The following is a 24,015-nucleotide window of genomic DNA, read 5'->3' as shown; positions in this document are numbered from 1 at the left end:
AAGGTCGGCGGCCCCGCCGGGGAGAAGATCGGCCCCGCCGTGGAGAAGAGTCGAGCGCTTCGGCGCGGGACACGGGGGGGTGGCCACCGTCGGCCGGCGGAGACGGGCCGGTCCGGCCGGCAGAGTGGTCCGGGGGCTCGTGTCTCTCTTGACGGGCTGCATAAGTCCGTACAATGAGTGGGATCGATCGCTTCCGCCGTCGGGCGCCGCGCCTGACCTCCGTCCGCCGAGTTTCCCGTCCATGACCGATCATCCCGTGCTGTCCTCGGCTCTGGCCGGCGCACTTGCCATCGCGACCCTGATCCAGGTGGTCGCCACGGCGACCGTGCTCGCGCTGACGGCGATAACCCCGCTGGTGGCGGCGGACCTCGGGATCGGCCCGCACTGGATCGGCTATCAGGTCAGCCTGATCTACTTCTCCGGCGCGTTCGCGTCGGCGGTCGCCGGCACGCTCGTGCTGCGCCATGGGCCGGTGGCGATCGAGCAGGTGGTGCTCGTCACCTTCGTGCTCGGCTTCCTCGGCCTCGCGGGCGGTTCGGTTCTCACCATCGTGCTCGGCTCGCTCGCCATCGGCATCGGCTACGGGCTGAACAATCCGGCGTCGTCGCACATTCTCAACGCGGTCACCCCGAAGGAGAAGCGCAACGTCGTCTATTCGGTGAAGCAGGCCGGCGTGCCGATCGGGGCCGTGGTGGCGAGCCTCGTCTTCCCGCCGCTCGCCCAGACGATCGGCTGGCAGCTCGCCTTCCTCGGCGCGGCTGCCATCCCCGCCGTGGCCGCGGTCGCCCTGATGGTGCGCGGACACACGATCCCGTTCGACCGCGTCCCGGACGCCCGGTTCGGCGGCAACCTGATCGCCGAACAGCGGCTGGTCTGGAGGCGGCCGGCGCTTCGCACGCTCGCCATGCTGGGCCTTCTCTATTCGGCGGTGCAACTGTCCCTCTCCGCCTTCGCGGTCACCATGCTGGTCCACGACGCCGGATGGTCGCTGCTCGCGGCCGGCAGCGTGGCGGCCGCCATGCAGGTGGGCGGGGCCGTCGGGCGCGTGGTCTGGGGCGTGGTGGCCGATCGGGTCGGGGCGGGTTTCCTGATCCTCGGCCTGCTCGGCCTCGTCAGCGGCGTGCTCGGTGTCGCGTCGGCCTGGATGGCCGACTATTCGGCCGTCGTGCAGGTCGGGATCCTGGTCGTGCTCGGCATGTGCTCCATCGGCTGGAACGGGGTTCTCCTCGCCGAGACCGCCCGCAATGCGCCGGCCGGCCATGTGGGGCCGGTCACGGGCGCGGTGCTCGTCTACATCTTCATCGGCGTCATGGTCGGGCCGGCGAGCTTTGCCGGCCTCTACGCGGCGACCGGGTCCTACGCCCTGACGTTCGCGGTCTTCGGCGCCCTGTCGCTGACCGGCACCGTGATCGCGTGGCGGCTCCACGCCCGCGAGGCCGCCCTGCGCTCCGCGCCGGCGCCTGCCTGATGGAGCGGCGTCCATCACGCCCACCATAGAAAAAGTTCGAACATATCCAGTGACCGGACGGGCCGGTCCGCCCGCGCTCGTCCGTCGATCACGGACGGGATCGCGCGCTCATCGACGACGGGCGGTCCGAATGTGGCTCAAAACGGCGGCACCTGCCCAAGCTTACGGCCCGCCGCTGGCGCGGGGGCATATTGCCGGGAGGAGACGCGGGCGCGAAAGACATGTCCGTACATGGTGGCGGCGGTCGGGACGACCGGACGCGCCTGTTGGCACACCGCTTGCGAGGTCGGCGTCCAACGGCGGCTCCATGCACCCGGCCGCCACGGCCAACCCGGAGACCTTCCACCATGTCGCGTTCCCGTCGGATCTGGACCCTCACGACCGCCTTTCTCGGTTCGGCCCTCCTCGCGGCCAGCGCCCACGCGGATCCCATGGCGGAAGCGGAGGCCATCATCGCCGCGCACAAGACGATGCCGGCCTTCACGGCTCCCGGCGAGGCGTTCGACGCCAAGGCGTGCATGAAGGACAAGAAGATGTTCGTCATCCCGCTCACCATGACGAACCCCTTCAATGTCCAGGTGTCTAAGGCCATGGAGGAGGCCGCCGCGGTCGTCGGCTTCCCGTTCGCCAACTGGGACAACCAGTTGAAGGTGGACCAGTGGATCCAGGGCATGGCCCAGGCCACCGCCGAGGGCTATTCGCTGATCGACCTGCAGGGCGGCATCCCGCCCGAAGCGCTGCTGCCGCAGATCGCGGCGGCGCGCGACAAGGGCGTGAAGGTGACGACGACCCACCTCTATGACGTCACCCAGACCAAGTCGGACAGCCTCGACGCCTCGGCCAAGACCAACTACAGCCAGGCCGGGAAGATCCTCGCCGCCTGGGCCTTCAAGCGGACCGAGGGCAAGCCGAACGTGCTCATCATCGGCTCCGACGAGATCATCCCGACCGCGCCGTTCGTGAAGAGCATCCAGGACACGCTGAAGAGCCTCTGCCCGGACTGCAAGCAGAAGTACGTGAACGTGCCGGTGCCGGAGTGGGGCACCAAGATCCAGTCGTCGGTGCAGTCCGCCCTGGTGGCGGATCCGGGCCTCAACTTCGTTCTGCCGATCTACGACAGCATGTCCCAGTTCGTCGTGCCGGCGCTGCGCCTCACCGGCCGGATGGGCGCGGTGAAGATCGCCTCGTACAACGGCACGCCCTTCGTGATCGACATGGTGCGCACCGGCGAGGTGGACATGAACATCGGCGAAAGCATCGGCTGGATCGGCTATGCGGCGATCGACGTCAACATGCGCGCGCTCTGCGGCCTGCCGCCGGTGGAGGTGCTGAACTCGCCGCTCTACATCTTCGACGCCTCGAACGCCGAAACGGCCGGCGTGCCGGCCACCTTCAACGACGGCTATGGCGACAGCCACGTCGCCGGCTTCAAGACGCTCTGGGGGATCGAGTGACCGGCGGGGCGGCCGCGCCGCCGCGGGAGCGCGCCGCCGCCCTCGCGGCACGCAATCTGTCGAAGACGTTCGGCGGCGCCAAGGCGCTGCAGGGCGTGGATTTCACGGTCGGGTTCGGGGAGGTCCACGGCCTCCTCGGCACCAACGGATCGGGCAAGTCCACCCTCATCAAGATCCTCTCCGGCTACCACGCGCCGGACCCCGGCGGGTCGCTGACGCTCTTCGGCGAGACCGCGGCCCTGCCGATCCTGCCGACCGAGGCCAAACGCCACGGGCTCGCCTTCGTGCACCAGCACCTCGGCCTCGTCCCCTCCCTGACGGTTCTGGAGAACCTGCGCATCGGCGACTTCGCCGCCGAACGCCGATGGCGGATCGACTGGGCCAGGGAGGCGCGCGACGCGGAGGCGATCTTCTCCCGCTTCGGCCTGGCGCTCGATCCATCGGCGGAGGTCTCCACCCTCTCGCCGGTGGAGCGGGCGCTCCTCGCCATCGTGCGGGCCTTCGAGGATGTCCGCCGGACGCAGACCGATGTGGGCGGCGGCATCCTGGTGCTCGACGAGCCGACGCCCTTTCTGCCGAAGGCGGGCGTCGACCAGCTGTTCGCGCTCGTCCGGGGGATCGTGGCGGCGGGATCGAGCGTGGTCTTCGTCTCCCACGACATCGACGAGGTGCGCGAGATCACCAGCCGCGCCACCATCCTGCGGGACGGCAGGCTGGCCGGCACGGTCGACACGCGCGAGACCCCACGCCAGGACCTGGTGGACCTCATCATCGGCCGGAAGGTGGAGACCTACCGGATCACCCGCGCCCCGACCGGCGACGCGGCGCCGCCCGCGATCCGCGTCCGGAACCTCGCCGGGGCAGGGGTGGCGGACGTGTCCTTCTCCCTGCGTCGGGGTGAGATCCTGGGCCTCGCCGGCCTGATCGGGTCCGGCTTCTCGGACGCGCCGGCGCTGCTGGCCGGGGCCGTCCCGGCCACCTCCGGCAGCATCACCATCGAGGACGTCACCGTTCCGCTGGCGGGCCTGACGCCGCGGGCGGCGCAGGCCGCCGGCATGGCGCTGCTGCCGGCCGATCGGCTCGGGTCCGCCGGCATCGGCAATCTGTCGGTCGCCGACAACATCACGCTGCCGGTGCTGCCGTCCTTCCGTCGCTGGTTCGGGCTCGACCGGCGCGCCATGCTCGCCCGCGCAGGCGCCCTCGGGGCGGAGCACGACGTCCGGCCGAACGTGCCATCGCTGCCGCTGGAGGCGCTGTCCGGGGGCAACCAGCAGAAGGTGCTGCTCGCCAAATGGCTGCAGACCGCGCCGAAGCTGCTGCTGCTCGACGAGCCTACCCAGGGGGTGGACGTCGGGGCGCGGCAGCAGATCTACGCGGCGCTCGACCTCGCAGCCCGCGCGGGCACGTCGGTGGTCGTCGCCAGCACCGACTACGAGCAGCTCTCGCAGATCGCCGGGCGCGTTCTGGTGTTCGCCAAGGGTCGGATCGTCGCCGAACTCGTCGGCGGCGACGTCACGAAGGAGCGTATTGCCGAGGCCTGCTACCGCAGCGCCCCACCCGTCGAGGAGGCCGCCTGATGTCCGCGATCGACCCCGCAGTCCGCAGCCGCGCCGCGAGCCCGGCCGGCGGCGTCTCTCTCAAGGCGAATGCCGAACGTTTCGGCCTCCTGGCCGCCTGGGCCGGCGTCGTGGCGCTGTTCGGGGCGCTCAGCCCGGAGGCCTTTCTGACCTGGATCAACTTCTCGACCATGTTCTCGTCGCAGGCGATCCTGGTGGTTCTGACCCTCGGCCTCATCATTCCGCTGACGGCTGGAGACTTCGACCTTTCCGTCGCCTCCACCATGGTCCTCTCCGCCATGACGGTGGCGGTTCTGAACGCGCTCCACGGCTGGCCGGTCGGCGCCGCTATCGTGGTGGCGTTGGGGCTGGGCTTCCTGATCGGCCTGATCAACGCCGCCTTCGTGCTCTTCTTCCGCATCCACTCGCTGATCGTGACGCTCGGCACCGGCACGTTCATCAACGGCACGGTCCTGTGGATCTCCGGCTCCCAGACCGTCGGCGGCGTGTCAATGGCGCTGGTGGACTGGGTGATCGTCCAGCGGGTGTTCGGCATCTCCCTGTCCTTCTACTACGCGGTGATCCTCTGTGCCGCGCTCTGGTACTTTTTGGAATACACCTCGCCGGGCCGCAGGCTGCTGTTCGTCGGGCGGGGGCGGGAGGTGGCGCGCCTCTCGGGCATCGCCGTCGACCGGGTGCGGCTCCTCTCCTTCATCGGCTCCGGCGTGATCGCGGCCTTCGCGGGCGTGCTCTACGCCGGCACGACCGGTTCGGCCGATCCGCTCTCCGGGCTCACCTACCTGTTGCCGGCCTTCGCGGCCGCCTTCCTCGGCGCCACCTCGATCGTGCCGGGGCGGTTCAACCCGTGGGGGTCCTTCGTCGCGGTCTACTTCCTCGTGTCCGGCATCACCGGCCTCACCATCCTTGGCGTCGACACCTTCGTCCAGAACCTCTTCTACGGCGGCGGCCTGGTGATCGCCGTCGCCCTCAGCCAGCTGGTCCGCAAGCGCCAGCCGCAGAACTTCTCCTGAACCACGGAGCGCCAGACCATGGATCCCCGCCTCATCGCCGCCTGGACGGAAGCCATGTCCGCACTGCTCGGGCCCGCCGGCCCCGCCGAGGATGCCGGCCTCATGGCGGCGCAGCTCGATCGCGCGTCCGGCATCCTGGCCCGTCCGCCGGTCCCGACCGGATCGCTGTTCGAGCGCGAGCCGTCGAGCCACGCCGCCGCGCTCCTGCGCCTCGCGCCGGGGAGGCCCTCGTGACCGACCTCTGCAGCCTGACGCTCCTGGAGGCCGCCGCGGCGATCCGGGAGCGGCGCGTCTCCTCCGTCGAGCTCACGGCCGCGTGCCTCGCCCGCGCCGAGGATTGGCAGCCCGTCGCCAACGCCTTCATCGCCATCGAGGCCGAGACCGCCCTCGCGACGGCGGCAAGAGCAGACGCCGCGCTCGCGGCGGGCGAACCGGTCGGACCTTTCCACGGCGTGCCGCTCGCTCACAAGGACATGCTCTACCGTCCGGGCCGCGTCACCGGATGCGGATCGAGGATTCGTGCGGCGTCCGTGGAAAGCACCACCGCGACCGTGCTCGCCCGTCTCGACGCCGCCGGCGCGGTGGACCTCGGCCGCCTCAACATGTCGGAGTTCGCCCTCGGGCCGACCGGCCTCAACCACCACCACGGTCGGGCGCGCAATCCGTGGGATCCCGCCGTCGTGACCGGCGGATCCTCGTCCGGCTCCGGCGCGGCGGTGGCCGCCGGGCTTGCGTTCGGGGCGATCGGGTCGGACACCGGCGGATCCATCCGGCTGCCGGCGGCGCTCTGCGGCATCGCCGGCCTGAAGCCCACGCAGGGGCGCGTCAGCCGCTACGGCGCCATGCCGCTGTCCTTTTCGCAGGACTGCCTCGGCCCCATGGCGCCGACGGTCGCCGACGTCGCGGCCTTCTACGGGGTGATCGCGGGGGCGGACCCACTCGACCCCACGTCGGCGGCTGTGCCCGTGGATGCGCCCGCGCCGCGCGAGCGGCTCGACGGCGTCACCGTCGGCGTCTCCAGCGGCTGGCTGCAGGATCTCGACGCCGAGACCGCCGCGGCGCACGAGGAGGCGCACCGCGCGCTGCGGGATCTCGGCGCGTCGCTGGTGGATGTGCAACTGCCAGATCCGTTGGATCTCGGCGAGTTCTCCAACATCGTCGCCATGACGGAAGCCGCCGCCATCCACGGCGACTGGATCCGCGAGCGGCCGGGAGACTACGGCCCCCAGGTGCTGGCGCGCCTCCGGCAGGGGATGGTCATCCCGGGCGCGCTCTATCTGCGCGCCATCGCCATGCGGGCGCCGCTTCTCGAGCGGGTCGTCGCGGCTTACGGCAAGGCGGATGCGCTCGTCTTGCCGGTCGTGCCGTTCGTGCCGCCGACGAGCGCCGACATGGACGGCGCCGCCGGCGCCGCCGGTGTGGCCGGCGCCGCCGCCATCCCGCAGATGGTCGCCGCCATGGCCCGCTACACGCGGCCGATCTCCTACCTGGGCCTCCCGTCGCTCGCGCAGCCGATCGGTCGGTCCCAGTCCGGCCTGCCGATCGCCATGCAGACGGTCGGCCGGCCGTTCGCCGAGGCCGCCATCCTGTCGGTCGGCATGGCGTACGAGGTCGCCACGGGCCAGGCGCGCCGCGCGCTGCCCTCCAAACCCGACTTGGCGGCGACGGCCGCCTGACGCCCGGTTGCGGGCGGCCGGAAACGCGAACGGGGCGGGCGCCTGGCGGTGCCGCCCCGTCCGTCATTGCGGCCTCGGTGCCGCTGTCACTGGAAGTGCGGCGCGCGCAGCTTCTGGCTGGAGTAGTAGAGGCCTGTGCGGGTGTCGCCGGTGGACTTGCGGGCGTTCGCGTTCTCGAACGTCTCCTTGGCCTTCCGGTAGTCCCTGGTGTTGTAGTAGGCCCAGCCGCGCAGCACCGCGAGGTCCGTCGTCTCGCGGCCGCTCGCCTTCAGCTTGTCCAGAACCGCGATGGCCTCCCGGTAGCGCTTGCCCTCGTAGAGCGCGACGGCCTCGCGGGCGAGCGACCCGCCGCCGCTCTTCTTGCGGTTCACCGCCACCTTCACGGTACCGTCGCCGGCCGCCACCTGCGCGGTGGCGTTGGAGGTGCGCAGCGCCTCGACGGCCGCGTACTTCGGCGCGTAGGTCTCCACCAGCGATGCGAACCGCTTCTTGTCGCCGAGCCGCTGGGCGGTGAGCACGAGGCCGAGAACGCCCTCGCCGGTCTCCTCCCAGGCGACCGATTTCTCGAACCACGGCGCCGCCACCTTGAACTCGCCCCTGTTGAACAGGTACCAGCCGGCCGACTGCGCCCCGAGCGGCGACTTCAGCTCGTCCACCACCGTCTGGAAGGCGGCGAACCGCGCGGCGGGATAGTCTTCCGTCACCGTGTCGGTCAGCGTGGCGGAGACGATCTCCACGTAGACCTTGGCGATCTCCGGCGCCTTGGCGCGGTTGTCGTAGGCCATCGCCTCGGCGGCCGCCGTGTCGCCCTTGTTGCGGACCGCCAGGATGAGGCCCTCGGTCGCCTTGGCGTCGTCGCCGAAGCCGAGCGCGGTCCGGAACCAGGTCTCGGCGCCGGCGAAATCCTTCTTGGCGTAGTGGTACCAGCCGAGCAGGGTGGCGTCGCCGATGGACTTCTTCATCTTGGCTTCCGACCCGATCCGGGCGAGGTCGCCCGGTTCGGCGGAGGCCACGTCGGCCCGGCCGATCGCCTCGCCGATGCGGCGGCGGGCGAAGTCGAGAAGCACCGGTTCGAACTCGTTGGTGCCGTCGAACCGGATCTGGCCGCGGGCGAGCAGGTTGCGCAGCGCCGCCTCCGGCAGCAGCTCGCTCGCCTTCTGCACGGTGGCGAGACGCTCCGGCGCGCCGGGGCAGGACGCAAGCACGTAGTCGTAGGCGCCGTAGGCCCGCTCGGGTTCGCCGGTCTTGGCGAGCGCCTCCGCGACCCGCCACAGCACGTCGATGCGCTCGCAGACGAGGAGGCCCGGGAAGTTCCGGGCGATGGCGACGACGCGCGGGTGGTCGCCGTTGTCGGACGCCTGCACCAGGTAGGCCGTGGCCTGCGCCTCGTCGAGCTTGGTGACGAGTTCCGCCGGCGGCACGAAGCCGGGCTTGGTCGCCTTCAGCTGCTCCAGGGCGATGCGCATCTCGTCGTAGCGCCCGGCGGAGAACAGCGCCCACAGCGGCGCGAGGTCCACATCCACGCGGTTGGACGCGGTGAAGAGGTCCTCCGGCGGCTGCCAGTCCGGGTGGAGCGCGCGCAGGCGCCGGATCTCGGCGGCGACGCGGGCGACGTCGTTCTTCGACGCATAGTAGCGAAGAGCCGACTCGTCGATCGCGGGCTTCTCGGGCGCCGCGGCGGCCGCGGCCCCCGCGGGAGCGGCCGGCGCGAGCACGAACGGCTGGGCCGGCGCGCCGGGCTGGACCGCCGGCGCGGCCGGGGCTGCCGGCGCGAGCACGAAGGGCTGGGCCGGCGCGGCCGGCGCGGTCTGCGGGGCGGCCGGGTCGAACGCGGGCGCGGCGGTCATTCCGGACCAGCCCTGGGCGACCGCGCCGAGCGGCAGGATGGCGGCGAGAGCGACACCGCCGGCGAGGAGATACTTCACAGACATGCCAGGTGACCCTCTTTGATGCTGATCAGGGCAAGCAGCCCCAGCGCAGCGGGGTAGTAGAATGTGTCGTCGATCGCGAGGAGCCGGGGGTCCACGCGGGTCTGGTTGACGATGCAGTCGGTCAGGGAGGCGACCAGCTTGAAGCCGCCGCCGCCGAGGGTGTCGTGCGCCGCCCCGGTGGTGACGTCGATCACGAAGGGGCCGAGGTCGTCGGCCGCGTTCCATTGCCCGGCATAGGGCAGGAACTCCGCCCGCACCGCCTTGGCGTCGAGGGCGAGGTAGAGCGGGATGCGGGCGTTGTTGTAGCCGAACACCGGATCGAACCCCGCCGCCGGCACCGGATCCGGCCCGGCCAGCGACAGCCAGTCCGGCGGCAGCCGGAGCGGGCCGACGCGGCCGACCTGCAGGAGGTGCCGTCCGGCCCGGTTCACGGCGGCCCAGTCGAGATCGGGCGTCAGGGCCGCCAAGGCGTCGAGCGCCGGGAAGATCCAGTAGGAGAGATTCACGACGGGACCGTCATCCCGGTCGTCCGCCGAAAACCCCACCTTGCCCGGCAGGAGGATGCGCCCGAACGGCATCTCCACCGTCAGCTCGGTGTAGATCGCCCGGGCGATCCGCGCCGCCTCGTCCCGATAGCCGGTCTCCTGGAACCGGTCCGCCGCGAGAGCGAGGGCCCATGAGATCAGCAGGTCGCCGTCCGTGGCGTTGTTCGGATCCGTTACGTGCGGCGAGGCCTTCGGGTCCCACTTCCACGCGGCGAACGGCCCGCCGCCCGCCATCAGCTCGGCCCGTGTCCAGGCCCAGATCCGGTCGAAGGTGGCGCGGTCGCCCATCCGGGCGGCGAGCACCATGGCGTAGCCCTGGCCTTCCGAGTGGGAGATGGACCCGTTCGCGTTGTCGATCACCCGCCCGGTCGCGTCCACATGCCGGCTCTTGAACCGCAGCCACAACGCCTCGATCTGCTCGCCCAGCAGCACGGCCTGGTCGGGCGTCTCGACGGTCGGGACCGGGTTCGATCGCGGCAGCGGGGGCATGTAGACGAAACTCGGCGTCGGGACCTTGGGTGCGGACGGCGCCGGCTCCGGGTCCGACCTGGTAACGAACACGAAATTGGCCGGCCCTGGAGGATGAGGTGGGGCATCGGTGGGCGTCTCCAGGGCCGGAGGGGTCCTGGAGAAGACAAAGTTTTCGCCCTCCGCGGCCGTCACCATGCCGCCGACGGCCGCCGCGGCCGCCAGAACGACGAGGGATCGGGTGTGGCGGGCCATCGTCACTCCTTGGCGCCGTTCAGCCGCGCTAGTGCGAACGCGATGGCTCCGAGAAGCGCGCTGACGGCCACCACCAGGGCCATGTAGAGCCCGGCCTTGTTCGACAGCCAGCCGGCGAGCGTCAGCCGGGCGTTGCCGATCGTCAGCTCCTGGGTGGCGAACACGACCTGCGTGCCGGTCACGGCCGCTTCGGTCTCGATCCCGTCGGCCCGGCTGATCATCCGCTGACCGTAGGCCCGGTCCCAGCCGTCCTGGCCGGCGAACCGCGCCATGCCGGTGGCGAGCGATGCCTCGTCGAGCGCGGATACCACCGTCCAGGTGGTCGGCCGCAGGCCCACCTTGTAGAGCGCCTCCCACGCGGGGACGCCCGGCGGCAGGGCCGCGGCCTGGGCGATCACCAGGTCGCCCGCCCCGAGCGGTGCGGTCGGGACGGCCGCCGGCCGGCCGAAGGTTCGTTCGGCGAGGCGGACGAAATAGTGGTGGACGTCGATCGTCGGCATGCGCCAGGTGCGCGGGTCCACCGCGGACACGAGCGAGGTGGGCAGCCATCCGTCCCCGTCATCCGCGGCGGGCGCCGTGAACGGGTTCAGGGTCTGCCGCACCTGGGGCGCCGGGGCGACCGGCTGCGCGGCGGGCTGGTTCGCAGGCCGGGCGACCGCCTCCCGCACGGGCGCCGGCGCTGTCGCCATCGCGACGCCATTGAGCCAGGAAGGCAGCGACGGCCGCGGGCCGACCACGATGCCGCCCGTCGCGGCGGCGGCCGGCTGGGCCAGCTTCAGGTCCACCGGAACCGGCTGGCCGAGGTTCACCGCCATGCGCAGCGCCAGGGTGGCGGCGGCGCCGAGCGAAGCGTTGTCGCGGCCCGGCACGTAGAACGGCACCGGATCGGACCCCTTCACGTAAGGGAAGCCGTAGGCGACCGCGGAGCTCATCTCCGGCAGGCTGCCGGTCCGGGCGAGCGTCGGGAACTCCAGGCTGGTGGTGTCGAGAAGGGCGAAGCGCGGGGATCCCGAGCCCGTGGTCCGGGTCGCGGGATCGCAGACGAGATCGTCGCTCGTGCGGGTGATCGCCTCGAACGACACGGCGTTGATGCCCGGGTGGAACAGCGTGAGCGGCATCCGCAGTTCCTGCTGGACGAAGCTGTCGCCGTCGCCGTCGGCCATGCGCAGCGTCACCGCCACGCGGCCGTTGACGCGCACGACCAGTTCGCTGTCGCGGGTGAGGCCCGGCGAATAGCCGCCCTCCAGCTTCAGCTTGACGGTGCCGTAGCCGGAGGCGAAGAAGTCGGGCGGCAGCGCCACGCGCACGTCGTCGGAGAACCGCCGGCCGGCGAAGGTGACGCTCTCGAAGCCGAGGTCGGCGAGCTGCAGCGTCGTCTCGCCGCTGATCGGACGGACGAGGTTCTCACCGAGGGCGATCAGGCCGTCCGCGGTGCCCTCGGCCTGGCGAGCCCGGCCTTCGTCCGCGATCCGCGACGCGATCGCCTTCAGGTCGCCGGCCGAGTCGGCCACGAAGGCGAGGTCGAGACGGCCCGGCATGTCCTTCGCGGGCACGACCCAGAAGCCCCGCGAGAGCTCGGCGCCGCCGCGGCTGCGCAGCTGCTGCTGGGCGGACGGCGGCACCACGTGCACTTCCGTGCCGGGCGCGCCGGTGGGCGCGTCCACCACGGTGACGGTCGGCTTCCAGGTCCAACCCGCGATGGCGACGGACTGGATGGCCTGCACCATGGCGCCGGTCGTCTCGGCATCCATCCCGGCCGGCACGACCAGCCGGAAGGCCCCGCCGCTGCTGCTGCGCTGAAGCACGGACGGCAGGCTGGCGAGCGTATCGGTCAGCGCCGGCGCGACGCTGTAGACGAAGCCGGTGCTTTGGGCGTCGAGCCGGGTCCAGAGCTCGTACGTCGCCTCCGGCGTGCAATCGACCCGGTGCTGGTTCTCGACCACGAACGCGACGGCGTTGAAGCCCGGCGTCAGAATGCCGGGGGACAGCGGGACGCGGATGTCCTCGCCGATCGCCACGTCCTCGCCGCGCACGCTCGACACCACCTGCCCGTTGACGAGCACGGTGATGGCCGCGCTCTCGGGAAGGTCGGACACGGCGCGCTCGGAGATCCGGACGTTCAGCGCCCGGGCTTCCGCCGCTTCCGACGGGCTCAGGTAGACCGGCAGGTTCAGGCGGTCGTACTCGCCGCGCAGAACCAGTTCATCGGGGGAGGCCGGCAGCGGGCGGATCACCACCGGCTTCTCGGCCACCACGGCCGAGGGCGGCGACAGGGGGTCGAACACGCCCGGAAGATCCTGGGCGAGGGCTGCGGCCGGCACCATCGCGGCGAGGCCGACGGCCGCCAGACGGGACACGGACGCGCGAAGGATAGAACGCATCGGCGATAGTCCTTTCAACGAGAGGCGGGGGCAGGGGATCAGTTGGTCGCCTTGGCGGCCTTCTCCGGGGCTCCCTGGTCCGACGTCTCGGGATTGCGGTGGAAGAGCGCGTAGGACATGCCCCGGGCGGTCTGCCCGGCGGACCACGCGATCACGCGGATCAGGAAGAGCGGCATGAAGCGGCGGATGCGGCGCTTCAAACGGCTGTTGCCGAGCGGATCGAGGTCCGCATAGAGGAGCGCGGCCACGAGCCGGAAGCGGTCCTGCCCGGTGCCGGCGAACTTCAGGCCGTAGTAGCGGCCCGACTGGGTGCGCCCGGCGTTGGCGACGTAGACCGACACCTCGATCACCTCGGCCGGCTGGCCGACGCGGGCCTCCACCGGCACCCGCAGCAGGGCCTGCCGACCGGTACCGAAGCCCGACGGCACGGTGTCGTTCGGGCGGATCTTGAGGCCGCCCGACGAGACGTCCGTGACCACGACCGGCAGGGCGACGCCGTCGTAGAGGAGTTCCGCCGCATGCTTGGAGCCGCTGACGCGGGGCATGCGCCGGCGCTCGCGCCGCTCGGACACCACGCCAAGGGCGAGGCCCGCGATCACGAGGTTGAGGAAGTTCCACACGCCCACGATCAGGATCAGGCCGCGGGTGTCCGGCTCGGTGACATAGCGGCCGATGGTGACCACGAGGCCGAGGAGGAGCACGCCGAAGATGACGTAGTAGGGCAGGGACAGTTCGGAGAGATAGTTCTTCTCCACCGAGATGCCCTTGTCGGTCACGTTGAACTTCGGACGGCGCGGGTTGAAGATGACGGTCCACACCGCCGGGAACAGCCGCACGGACTGCACGTACTCATAGAGTTCCGAGATCAGCGGCCAGCGCACGCGGCCATAGAGGTGGCTCTGCATCAGCAGCAGCGCGCCCATGTAGATCACCGTGTAGGCGAAGAACTCCTCCAGGGTCGCCTTGTAGATCTGCATGTCCAGGAACAGGAACAGCAGCGGGGCGATCAGGAACACCGCGCGCGGCAGCGGGAACATCCAGAAGAGCGACGACGACAGATAGCAGATGCGCTGCGCCAGCGTGAGGCCCGGGCGGAACACCGGGTTCTTCAGGAGCAGGATCTGGATCATGCCGCGGCACCAGCGCGAGCGCTGACCGATGAAGGACGCGAAGGTCTCCGGCTGCAGGCCGGCGATCATCGGCTTGTCCACGTAGACGCTGTTCCAGCCGCGCGAATGGAGGTCGAGCGCGGTCTCGCAGTCCTCGGTGATCGACACGCCGGAGAAGCCGCCCACTTCCTCCAGGGCCTCGCGACGGAGCACCGCCGCCGAGCCGCAGAAGAAGGCCGCGTTCCAGTTGTCGAGGCCCTTCTGGATGACGCCGTAGAACATCTCGTTCTCGGACGGCATGGACGAGAAGGTGTCGAGGTTGCGCTCGATCGGGTCCGGGTTGAGGAAGAAGTGCGGCGTCTGGACCAGGAAGAGGCGCGAGTCCTTGCTGAAGTAGCCGACGGTCTCCTCCAGGAAGTCCTGCGACGGCGCGTGGTCCGCGTCGAACACCACCACGAGCTCGCCCTTGGAGACGCCGAGGCCGCCGTTGAGGTTGCCGGCCTTGGCGTGCACGTTCCGCTCGCGGGCGTGGTAGATGACGCCCAGATCGGCGCAAGCACGCGAGAAGACCTCCCGGCGCTTGCGGGCGGTCGCGGCGACCTCCTCGTCCTCGGACTCGCAGCGCTGGTCGGTGCCGCCGTCGTCCAGGAGGTAGACGGTCAGCTTGCCGTCCGGGTAGCGCATGGCCTTCGCGGCGGCGAGGGTGGCCGCGACGATCTCCAGGTCCTCGTTGTAGGTCGGCACGAACACGTCGACCGTCGGCGCCTGGTCGGCCGGCAGACGGGGCGCTGGCTTCCGGTCCACGGGCCGGGCGACGGCGAACAGGCCGAGCAGCATGGTGATGAAGCAGAAGAGCTCCGCCCCGAACACCATCAGCGAGGCGCCGAAGTTCAGCGCCTCGTTGGTCGGCGGCAGCGTGCTCGTGGCGCGCCACACGATGTAGCGGACGACGAGCGCGAGGCCGATCGTGAGAAACACGATGCGACCGGCGTGCTTCAGCCCGAGCCGATCGATGACGATCATGGTCGCGAGGCCGGCTATCCCGAGCACGACCTGCGCGTCGGGGCCGACCGGCAAGGACAGCAACAACAAATAGAGGCCGAAGGACGCTACCCCGGCAAAGTATAGGACTGCACGCATGTGAACCCTCGTACTAGTCGACATGCAACAGCGGATAGCATCAGTGGCCAGTACTACGTGTAAACGGTCATGGTTTACAGGATCTGGACGCACCCGGCGGGCACCATGCCTCTACGGCAAGAGCTGCCCGGTTTCTGTGCAAGGCTCACGTCGCGAGTAAGGGTAACCGCACAAGACATGCGCAAAAGAGCGGTAAAGATAGCGAAATCGCCGCCACCGGCCGGAACATTGGCGCGCCGGAAGGTTCCTCGGCCACAGCGGATGGCAGCGAAGTTCGTAATGCGGTGGTTAATCGAATATTGCGCGGAAACCTGGAAAATCAGGGAAGATCGCAGGAAGACTTTATCAGTTAGGAAGAACTGCATAGGTCTGGCGGCGTGACCGGCCGTGTTGCCCCGGACCACCCGTCACGGGCCTCGGCTCCGCCGACACCGAAACCCGAAGCCAGTCTCGGCCGCCGCGCCGCAAGGACGCCGGCCGGGTCACCCCCGGCCAAGTCGTGCGTGTGATGAGGTCGGGCGCCGGGAGGCGTCCTGTTGGCGACCTTCCGTCAGGGGCAGGGCGGCCTCGGCCGGCGCTCAGTGGTCCGCGACGCCCGCCACCCACTCGTATCGCATGGACGACGGCCGGCTGGAGCCACCGCCCGCGATCGTGTCGCACGTGCCGAGAAGGTCGGCGGCATAGGCGCGGGACGCGTCCTCCACCATCGGCCCGGTGATGGCGTTCTTCCAGATGGCCAGTGCGCCGAACGACACGAACGCCAGCGCGAGGGCTATCCAGAACTCGACCCCCTCGAACAGGAAGTACCGGTGCACCAACCAGCCGTTGATGGCGACGCCCGCCACCGCCATGATGATGCCGATCGGCTTCAACGCGAGAAGGTTGAGCCGCTGCAGGTAGTCGGACCGCCGGGCCGCGAGGTCGGGAAACTCCGAAAGGCTCCTCGTCCGCCGCATCAGCCACTCGGCCGCCTCCTGGTAGGCCCGGTCCGCCTGCACGGTGCCGGCCGCTTCCACCTGCGGGCTCGGCAGCCGGAACCCGCGCGCCGTCAGCACCGCATGGAAGCGGGCCTTGGTCTGGGCGTCCAGGGTCTCGTCCCGATGGCGCAGCAGGATCGCCGTATAGCGCTCGGCCGCCGTCTTCGGCGCTTCCATCTGGATGTCGGGCGCGCGTTCCTCGGCCATCCGGCCGAGCAGGAAGATCAGCCCGGCGATGAGGACCGCCACGGGCGGAAGCCCGAACACGCTGAAGATGGCCGGCAGCCAGACCGCCGCCGTGACGATCATCGGCGCAAGGGCCAGAAACGCGGGCTGCCACACGGCGTGCCATTGCAGTTGCGCGGACCGGACGGTCTCGGACAAGGACGCCATTGCACACCTCGTCGTCGCCGGTCGACGCACCGCCGCCACGGCCGCGCGACTGCGCGACCGGGTCGCGTCGAACCGGTGAGTTATGATTAACAGAATATATACTGGGCCTGCTTCCGGGTCCGATCAAGCCGTAACCGACAGAACACCGCCCGCATGGTTAACGGCCGCAGGTTTGCGCCTCGCGCATGGCCGCGGCCGACACCTTTCAGGGCGACGTGCGCGCCTGGTCCCGGGTCGCCATCTCCACCCGCGGCGAACGCGGGGCCGGATGACCGAATCCCAGCCGACGGCCGTCCAGGCGGCGGGCGAACGGCTGGCGCATCAGCGCCGCGCCGGCATCCACGGCGATCGCGCTGGGCAGGGCGTCGCGCAGCGGCACGCCGGACCTCGCCACCGCCACGGCGAAGACCGCCAGCGTGACGATCACGCACGAGATCAGGTAGCCCGGCACGCCGCCGTCCGCATGCAGCCACAGGGCGGCCGCCGTGTAGGTCAGCACGATGCTCGCCGCGAAGGCGTCGAGCGACTGCCGGCCGAGGAGGGCGACGGGGCGCAGCCAGTCCAGTCGCGCGCCTCGGGGCACGAAGGAGAGCGCGGCCAGCACCGTGGCGAACACCAGCGCGTTGTGAACGAGCCGGAGCGGCTGGAGATTGCCCTTGTCCGTCAGCGGCAGGGCCGGCATCAGCCCGGCGACCTCGAGCCGGGTCACGACGGCCGCCGCCGCGAAGGCCGCGAACGTCGCGTAGGCGCGGCGCGGCCGGGCCGCGAACCAGTCGAACGCCCGTCCGTGCAGCCGCCGGTGGCCGAGCGCCATGCCGAGGAAGAACAGCGCCTGCCAGGCGAACACGTTGAAGTGCCAGTCGAACCGGTGGAACGGAAACACCTGCGCGCCGCCGAGGGTCACCATCTGGGCGGCGACGTAGACCGTCAGGCTGACGGCCGCGAACACGCCCGGCGCCTTCACCAGCAGCATCATCATCGGCACGGCCAGGGCGAGGAGCACCGAGTAGAGCGGCAGCACGTCCAGGAAGGCCGGCGGAGCGAACAGGATCAGCGGGCGGATCAGCGGCTTCAGCCCCTCCGCCTCGAACAGATAGATGAAGCGCGACGCCTCGTGCAGACCAACGGGCGCGGCCGCCACGACGATCGCCGAACAGCCATAGACGAACAGGTTGATGAGATAGAGCTTCCAGGCGCGCTGCAGCACCACGCCGCCCGCCCCGGGCCGGCCCACGTAGACGAGGCCGACCATATAGCCGGACAGAGCGACGAAGATCTCCGCCGCAGACGAATAGCCGAGATCCGTCAGGGATGGAATGTAGAACGGCAGGTCGTCTAGGTGAAGAAACAGCCCGCTGATATGGTTGACGGTTATGGCAACAATAGCCAAACCCCGGACAACGTCCAGGCGTTCGTCTCGCATGACGCATTACTCCGATCGGCCGATACTCCGCTTGCGCGGCACAGGTCGACACTGGGCGAGGACGATTCCGCCCGGCACTGTTGCTTGGGCGGCACACACAAGCCCAGAGTGGCAGCGGGTGGTTAACTGGCGCCTAACAAGGCCGCCAAAGGGCGTCCGCGTAGTAATCTTAATAGAATCAGCACTGTCGCTGCAACCGCGCTCTTCCTTCACGGGCATTGGTTCCTGTCCGAATTTCTTGCACGAGAGTGCGGTATCCTTGGATGGATGCGCGCCATTCTGCAGTCGCTGTCGCCATGTTCCGCCGTCGCGCGTGCCCCCAGCGCGGCACTCCGTCGCGCGAAAGCTGCAAAACCAGCGCGCGCGGTGAACGCCGCATCCTGTGCGGCGGGAACGATTTTGCCCCGGATCCTGCGCGAATGAGAATTCCGCCCCTGGAGATCGGGGCGCGCTCCGCGCATTCTGCGTCCCCGGCGGGCTCCCGGGAGGAGGTCCCGCCAGACCCGAGACGGGTCGTCCATTCGCCGTCCCTGCGACGCGCCAATCTGGCGGCCGCCGCAGGAGTGTTGCGCCAGACGAGAGAGCCGACCATGGCCGAAGATCACAACGCGCCCGCCGCCCGCCACCCCGAGACGCTCGCGCTGCACGGGGGCAGCTATCGATCGGACCCGGCCACCGGGGCCGTCGCCGTGCCGATCTACCAGACCACGTCCTACCAGTTCCAGGATGCCGACCACGCCGCCCGGCTGTTCGCCCTGCAGGAGCTGGGCAACATCTACACCCGCATCATGAACCCGACGGTGGACGTGCTGGAGCAGCGCGTCGCGGCGCTGGAGGGCGGCGTGGCCGCGCTCGCGCTCGCCTCGGGCCAGGCGGCCTCCACCTTCTCGATCCTCAACGTCGCGGAGGCGGGCGACAACTTCGTGTCGTCCACCGATCTCTACGGCGGCACCTGGACGCTCTTCGCCGCCACCTTCAAGCAGTTCGGCATCGAGGCCCGCTTCGTGGACCCGTCCGACCCGGAGAACTTCCGCCGGGCGACCGACGGGCGCACGCGGGCCTATTTCGCCGAGACCCTGCCAAACCCGAAGCTCAACGTCTTCCCGGTCGCCGAGGTGGCCCGCATCGGGCGCGAACTCGGCGTTCCGCTGATCGTGGACAACACCGCCGCGCCGATCACCGCCCGCCCGCTCGACCACGGCGCCGCCGTGGTGGTGCACTCGACCACCAAGTACATCGGCGGCCATGGCACCTCCATCGGCGGCATGCTGGTGGACGGCGGCAACTTCCCGTGGGACCGGCACGCGGAGCGCTTCCCGCTCCTCAACCAGCCGGACAGCACCTACCACGGCGCGGTCTGGACCGAGGCCGCCAAGCCGCTCGGCCCGATCGCCTACGTGCTCCGGGCGCGCGTCCGCCTGCTGCGGGACCTCGGCGCGGCCATCTCGCCGTTCAACGCCTTCCAGATCATCCAGGGCCTGGAGACGCTGCCGCTGCGCATCCGCCAGCACAACGCCAACGCGCTCGCCGTGGCGGACTTCCTGTCCACCCACCCGAAAGTCACGAAGGTCATTCACCCGAGCCGGCAGGAGGGCGAGATGCGCCGCCGCGCCGACGCGCTCTTCAAGGGCGGCTACGGCGCGCTTCTCGGCTTCGAACTCTCCGGCGGCCGCGATGCCGGCCGGCGCTTCATCGACGCCCTGCAGCTGCTCTACCACGTGGCCAACATCGGCGACGCCCGGTCGCTCGCCATCCATCCGGCCTCGACCACCCACTCCCAGCTGACCGCCGAGGAACAGGCCGCCACGGGCGTCACGCCGGGCTACGTCCGCCTGTCGATCGGCATCGAGCATCCGGACGACATCATCGCCGATCTCGCCCAGGCCCTCGACAAGGCCTGACGATCCGGCAGGGCGGGGCGCATCCGCGCGGGTGCGCCCCGCCCCGCCGCTGCAACACGCCGTCAATAGATGTCCCAGAGGCCCGGGGTGGCGATCTCCACCAGATGGTTGTCCGGGTCGCGGAAGTAGAGGCTGACGCCGCCCTTCGGCCAGTGCGTCCGCCCCTCGATCGGCACGCCCGTCTCGTCCAGGTAGCGCTCCCACGCCTCCAGGTCGTCCCGCGCGATGGCGAGGGCGAAGTGAAGCGGCCCGGACCCGTCGTGCGGCGGAATGGAGCCGCCCGGCGTGTCGATCGGCGCAAGGGACTCTCCGCGCCGGAACAGCAGCAGAACCGACCGGCCGCCCACGTCGAGCGCCGCCATGCGGTCGTCGCCGAAGATGTGACGGAGGCCGAGCGTGCCCTCGTAGAAGGCCCGCGCCCTGTCGAGGTCGTCCACGTAGAGGCCGGTCTCCACGACCGCGTTCAATTTCGGCGCCGCCATGCCCCGTCTCCCGATCCCCGTCAGCGCTTCTTCAGCGCCTCGGGCTTGTGCGCGGCCAGCTTGCCGGATTTGTCGCTCTTCACGATGTATTCCGGATTGTCCTTGGACGCGCTCACCGTGTGCGACTTGATCTTCGTCGGCGTTGTCTGCTTGCGCACCACGGTCCCGACGCTGTGTCCGCCGGAGGAGTCCCACTCCACCTTGTCGCCGGCCTTCAGTTCCTTGGTCATGTCCAGGGTCCTCGCGCTCTGTCGGCTGCCGTGTCCCGTCCGGGGGGCGAACGGCGAAGGGCGGCCGGCCGTTCCGTCACGCGCCGCCGTCGTCGGCGGTCTCCAGCACGCCGGCCTCCTCGGCCGCGAGGGCGGGCGTATCGGCGGCGTGGAGGCCGAACCGGGCCGCCACGTCCGGCGCGTAGCGCAGGAGGTCCGGCCGCAGGCGGATCAGCGCTAGGTCCTTGGCCTTCGCCTCCAGCATCACGTCGAAGGTCAGGCCCTCGGCGAGCCGCATGAAGCCGATGAACTCGAACGGGTGGCAGAAGTCCGCATGCCCGGTCCAGACCGGCGCCACCAGAGAGGTGGTCACCTTCCGGGTCTTCGGGTCCTTGCGCTTCAGTTCGCGCAGCTCCGTGCGCGGCGAGGAGAAGTGAACCTTGGGCCGGACGCCCGCCGGCCAGGTGGCCAGCATGCGCGACAGCGTCTCCTTCATGTCCAGCCCGTCGGGGTTCAGGCACCAGAAGTGCTGGTGGTCGAAGATCAGCGGCACGCCCGTGTGCTCGTGGATCCAGAGCGTGTCGGACGCACTGAACCGGATGTCGTCGTGCTCCAGCACCAGGCGGCGGCGGACCGGCTCCGGCAGGGTCGCCCAGGTCTCCACCCACCGGGCGTTGCTCGCCGCCCGGTCGCCGTAGGTGCCGCCCACGTGGATGACGAGCACGGCCTCGGGCCCGAGACCCATGGCGTCCAGCATCTCCGCCTGGGAGGTCAGGTCCCAGACGCTCTTCGCCACCAGGTCCGGATCCGGGCTGTTCAGCACCACGAACTGCGACGGATGGAAGGACAGGCGGATGTCGAGGTCGCGCGCCTTCCGGCCGATGGCGGCGAGCTCCGCCGCGCTCTCGGCCACCATGCCGTGGAACTGCGGCATGTCCGGGTGGGTGGCGTAGGGCGCCAGGTCCGACGACATCCGGTACATGGAGATCCGGTGCTTCGCCAGGTGGTCCAGGATGGCGTCCAGATACTCCAGCGACGTCCTCAGGTGCGGGCCGTTGGACCAGCGCCGGGTGTCGTTGGACTTCAGATCGGGCCGCGCCATCACCTTGACCGGGAACCCTATCCGCAGCGGCGCGGCCTCCATGACGTCTCCCACGGGCTGAGGTGCGCCCCGCCCCGTCCCGGCCGGCAGCCGGGGAGGGCGGGGGCGCCGTCTTTCACGTGGTGGGCGAACGCGCCCCGCCGGGAGGCGTTCCAAGGCGGCCGGACGGGTCGCCCGTCCGGCCGTCGGCCGCTTCAGATGTCCTCGCCCATGTCGAACCCGCCGTCGTCGAGGCCCGGGTCGGAGTAGTCGGCCTCCTGGAAGCCTGCCGTGTCGGCCGCGCCCGCGTCGGCCCCGCTGTCCGCGGCCGTGTCGGCGCCCGCGTTGGCCCCGTCACCCGTATCGGCGGCGGCGGTTTCCGTGCCGTCGTTGCCGTCGAACATGTCGGCCAGCATGTTGCCGAGGAGGACGCCGCCCGCGACGCCCATCGCGGTCTGGGCCGCGCCCGCCAGGAAGCCGCCGCCGCCGAAGCCGCCCCCGAAGCCCGAGCGCTGGCCGACGGTCGGCACGCTGGTGCGACCTCCGTGGCCGCCGTAGCCGTCGTCGTGGATCGGCCGCGACGGCGCGCGCGGCTGGCCGCCCCAGGCGCCGGAGAAGGTGCCGGGCCGCGGCGCGTCCGAGGTGGCCGCCGGCTTGCGCTCCAGCTCGGCGATCCGCGCCTGCGCGGCCTCCAGGGCCTTCTCCTGCATGATGATGGTCTGCGCCATGTAGTAGGGCGCCCCCGGCTCGGCGTCGATCTCCTGCCGGATGAAGGCCTCCGCCTCCGGATCGCGCGGGCCGGCGCTCGCGCCGACGCGGGACAGCTTCTCGAACAGCCCGCGGATGAGGGTGCGTTCTTCCTGGTTCACGGCCGCCTCCAAGGCACAGGGTTCGCCGGATGCCGAGACGTCGTCGCCCGGTCGGCCGGCAGTCTGATCTCCCAACGCATCAACCGTGTGGCAGTTCGCCCGCGAACAGAATCGAAAGCTCTGCGTTGGAGCGCTTGCGTCGGCGCCGAGGGGGCGCCGTTCCCACAGGATGGTTCCTTGGCTGCAAGCCCGCTTCCCTGGATCCGGGTCATTCCCGGTGTGCCCGCCTTCGAGACCGAGACCGGCGAGCCCTTCATTCCCATCGGCTACAACGACGCCATGAGCTGGGTGGACCTCGCCCCGCTCTACCGGCGCCGCGACATGCCGTCCGTCGCCGCCCACCTGCGCGACCTGCGCAGCCACGGCGTCACCGTGATCCGCATGATGCTGGAGTGCGCGCACGCCCGGCACCGGCTTCTGGAGCGGCCCATCGGCGTGTTCACGCCCAACGTGGTCCGCTTCTGGGACGACATGGTCGCGCTCTGCGAGGAGACGGGCATGCGCCTCCTCCTGACGCCCGTGGACACGTTCTGGACCTGGATCCGCTGGCGCCATCATCCCTACAACCGGCAGAACGGCGGCCCCTTGGAAACTCCCGCCGACCTCCTTCTCGACCGCGAGGTCCGGGCGGCCATCAAGGCCCGGCTGACCTTCGCGGTGGAGCGCTGGGGCGGCAGCGGCGCCGTCTTCGCCTGGGACCTCTGGAACGAGATCCACCCCGCCCAGGCCCGCGACAGCGCCGAGGTCTTTCCCGAGTTCATCGCAGACCTGTCGGCCCACGTGCGCTCGCTGGAGACGCGCCTCTACGGCCGCTCCCACCCGCAGACCGTCTCGCTGTTCGGCCCGGAACTGCGCTGGCGGTCGCACATGCCCCTGCGCGAGCCGATCTTCCGCCACCCCGATCTCGATTTCGCGTCCATCCACATCTACCAGGAAGGCACCATCGACGACCCGTCGAACACGGTCGACGCCGCCCTCGCCATGGCGGCGATCACCGCCGACTCGGTCGCCGAGACTGCCGCGGGACGACCCTTCCTCGACACCGAGCACGGCCCCATCCACCGCTTCAAGGACAAGAAGAAGACCCTGCCGGAAGCCTTTGACGACGAATATTTCCGGCACATGCAGTGGGCGCACTTCGCCTCCGGCGGGTGCGGCGGCGGCATGCGCTGGCCGAACCGCAGCCCGCACCGGCTGACCTACGGCATGCGGCGCGCCCAGCGGGCGCTCGCCGCCTTCTGCCGGGAGATCGACTGGCGCGGCTTCCGCCGGACGGTGCTCGACCGGGAGGCGCTCGGCTCCGCGTCCGACTGCGCCGTGTTCGGCATCGGCGACGACCGGCAGGCGGTGGTCTGGCTCCTCAGGCGCGACATCATCGGCCGGGACGGCATGATCGATCGCCGCGTGCCGTCGGTCGCCCGTCCGATCACCGTCCCCGGCCTTCGCGACGGCCGCTACCGCGTGCTCCGCTTCGACACCGCCGAGGGCCACCCCCTGGGCGAATCCGTCGCGGACGCGGAGGGCGGGCGGCTCGCGTTCACCGTGCCCAACCTCCTCGGCGACGTCGCCCTCGCCATCCGGCCGGACGGCTGAACCGCGCCCCGCGGTGCGCCGGCGGGGGCGGCGGACGGTCTCCGCTGGCCGCGGCGCCCGTGCCGGCCGTTCA

At 70.6% G+C, this 24,015-nt stretch carries 18 protein-coding genes; 8 read left to right on the top strand and 10 right to left on the bottom strand.

Annotated features, from left to right (window positions below):
• Window positions 1–241: 241 nt before the first annotated feature.
• The 6 genes from HND91_RS12885 (at window position 242) to HND91_RS12860 (ending at window position 7,185) form a co-directional block, all read left to right on the top strand.
• On the top strand, window positions 242–1,468 hold the full coding sequence (locus tag HND91_RS12885; protein ID WP_181706980.1) for an MFS transporter: 1,227 nt from the start codon (window positions 242–244) through the stop codon (window positions 1,466–1,468).
• A 347-nt stretch (window positions 1,469–1,815) separates the two neighbouring features.
• Window positions 1,816–2,922 (top strand): sugar ABC transporter substrate-binding protein, encoded by a 1,107-nt coding sequence (locus tag HND91_RS12880; protein ID WP_181706979.1) that lies wholly within the window; start codon window positions 1,816–1,818, stop codon window positions 2,920–2,922.
• Window positions 2,919–4,499 (top strand): sugar ABC transporter ATP-binding protein, encoded by a 1,581-nt coding sequence (locus tag HND91_RS12875; protein ID WP_210272693.1) that lies wholly within the window; start codon window positions 2,919–2,921, stop codon window positions 4,497–4,499. Before HND91_RS12880 ends, HND91_RS12875 begins: the two co-directional genes overlap by 4 nt.
• On the top strand, window positions 4,499–5,509 hold the full coding sequence (locus tag HND91_RS12870; RefSeq protein WP_181706978.1) for an ABC transporter permease: 1,011 nt from the start codon (window positions 4,499–4,501) through the stop codon (window positions 5,507–5,509). Before HND91_RS12875 ends, HND91_RS12870 begins: the two co-directional genes overlap by 1 nt.
• An 18-nt stretch (window positions 5,510–5,527) precedes the next feature.
• Window positions 5,528–5,743: a hypothetical protein gene (locus HND91_RS12865; RefSeq protein WP_181706977.1), complete on the top strand. Its 216-nt coding sequence runs from the start codon at window positions 5,528–5,530 to the stop codon at window positions 5,741–5,743.
• Window positions 5,740–7,185, top strand: coding sequence for an amidase family protein (locus HND91_RS12860; protein WP_181706976.1), 1,446 nt, complete (start codon window positions 5,740–5,742; stop codon window positions 7,183–7,185). Before HND91_RS12865 ends, HND91_RS12860 begins: the two co-directional genes overlap by 4 nt.
• 86 nt (window positions 7,186–7,271) lie before the next feature.
• On the opposite strand, the gene HND91_RS12855 is transcribed toward HND91_RS12860, so the two are convergent.
• The 6 genes from HND91_RS12855 to opgC all read right to left on the bottom strand — a co-directional run bounded on the left by HND91_RS12855 (window position 7,272) and on the right by opgC (window position 17,807).
• A complete protein-coding gene (locus HND91_RS12855) occupies window positions 7,272–9,116 on the bottom strand; it encodes a tetratricopeptide repeat protein (RefSeq protein ID WP_181706975.1) in 1,845 nt (614 codons plus the stop codon).
• On the bottom strand, window positions 9,107–10,384 hold the full coding sequence (locus HND91_RS12850) for a family 8 glycosyl hydrolase (protein WP_181706974.1): 1,278 nt from the start codon (window positions 10,382–10,384) through the stop codon (window positions 9,107–9,109). Before HND91_RS12850 ends, HND91_RS12855 begins: the two co-directional genes overlap by 10 nt.
• Window positions 10,385–10,386: 2 nt before the next feature.
• On the bottom strand, window positions 10,387–12,765 hold the full coding sequence (locus HND91_RS12845) for a cellulose biosynthesis cyclic di-GMP-binding regulatory protein BcsB (protein ID WP_181706973.1): 2,379 nt from the start codon (window positions 12,763–12,765) through the stop codon (window positions 10,387–10,389).
• A 38-nt stretch (window positions 12,766–12,803) separates the two neighbouring features.
• A complete protein-coding gene (gene bcsA / locus HND91_RS12840) occupies window positions 12,804–15,014 on the bottom strand; it encodes a UDP-forming cellulose synthase catalytic subunit (protein WP_181706972.1) in 2,211 nt (736 codons plus the stop codon).
• 578 nt (window positions 15,015–15,592) lie between these two features.
• Entirely contained in the window at window positions 15,593–16,384 is a 792-nt protein-coding gene (locus HND91_RS12835; RefSeq protein ID WP_181706971.1) for a hypothetical protein, read from the bottom strand.
• Window positions 16,385–16,589: 205 nt separating this feature from the next.
• Window positions 16,590–17,807, bottom strand: coding sequence for an OpgC domain-containing protein (gene opgC / locus HND91_RS12830; RefSeq protein WP_181706970.1), 1,218 nt, complete (start codon window positions 17,805–17,807; stop codon window positions 16,590–16,592).
• 590 nt (window positions 17,808–18,397) lie between these two features.
• Here opgC and HND91_RS12825 point away from each other — a divergent pair.
• A complete protein-coding gene (locus HND91_RS12825) occupies window positions 18,398–19,708 on the top strand; it encodes an O-acetylhomoserine aminocarboxypropyltransferase/cysteine synthase family protein (protein WP_181706969.1) in 1,311 nt (436 codons plus the stop codon).
• A 62-nt stretch (window positions 19,709–19,770) separates the two neighbouring features.
• Here the strand turns inward: HND91_RS12825 and HND91_RS12820 are convergent, their stop codons facing one another.
• The 4 genes from HND91_RS12820 to HND91_RS12805 form a co-directional block, all read right to left on the bottom strand.
• Window positions 19,771–20,190, bottom strand: coding sequence for a VOC family protein (locus HND91_RS12820; protein ID WP_181706968.1), 420 nt, complete (start codon window positions 20,188–20,190; stop codon window positions 19,771–19,773).
• A 20-nt stretch (window positions 20,191–20,210) separates the two neighbouring features.
• Window positions 20,211–20,420 carry a hypervirulence associated TUDOR domain-containing protein gene (locus HND91_RS12815; RefSeq protein WP_181706967.1) on the bottom strand — a complete coding sequence of 70 codons (210 nt, stop codon included), beginning with the start codon at window positions 20,418–20,420 and terminating at the stop codon, window positions 20,211–20,213.
• A gap of 76 nt (window positions 20,421–20,496) precedes the next feature.
• The gene (uvsE, locus tag HND91_RS12810; protein WP_246329461.1) at window positions 20,497–21,501 is read right to left on the bottom strand and encodes a UV DNA damage repair endonuclease UvsE; all 1,005 of its coding nucleotides are present in this window, start codon (window positions 21,499–21,501) and stop codon (window positions 20,497–20,499) included.
• Window positions 21,502–21,695: 194 nt separating this feature from the next.
• On the bottom strand, window positions 21,696–22,349 hold the full coding sequence (locus HND91_RS12805) for a DUF2076 family protein (RefSeq protein WP_181706965.1): 654 nt from the start codon (window positions 22,347–22,349) through the stop codon (window positions 21,696–21,698).
• Window positions 22,350–22,526: 177 nt separating this feature from the next.
• Here HND91_RS12805 and HND91_RS12800 point away from each other — a divergent pair, with 177 nt between their 5' ends.
• On the top strand, window positions 22,527–23,942 hold the full coding sequence (locus tag HND91_RS12800) for a glycoside hydrolase 5 family protein (protein ID WP_181706964.1): 1,416 nt from the start codon (window positions 22,527–22,529) through the stop codon (window positions 23,940–23,942).
• Window positions 23,943–24,015 lie beyond the last annotated feature (73 nt).

Source organism: Chthonobacter rhizosphaerae (assembly GCF_013839525.1).
GTDB classification, from domain to species: domain Bacteria; phylum Pseudomonadota; class Alphaproteobacteria; order Rhizobiales; family Pleomorphomonadaceae; genus Chthonobacter; species Chthonobacter rhizosphaerae.
The sequence above is the reverse complement of the archived record's forward strand: the minus strand, read 5'-3'. Positions and strand labels throughout refer to the sequence as shown.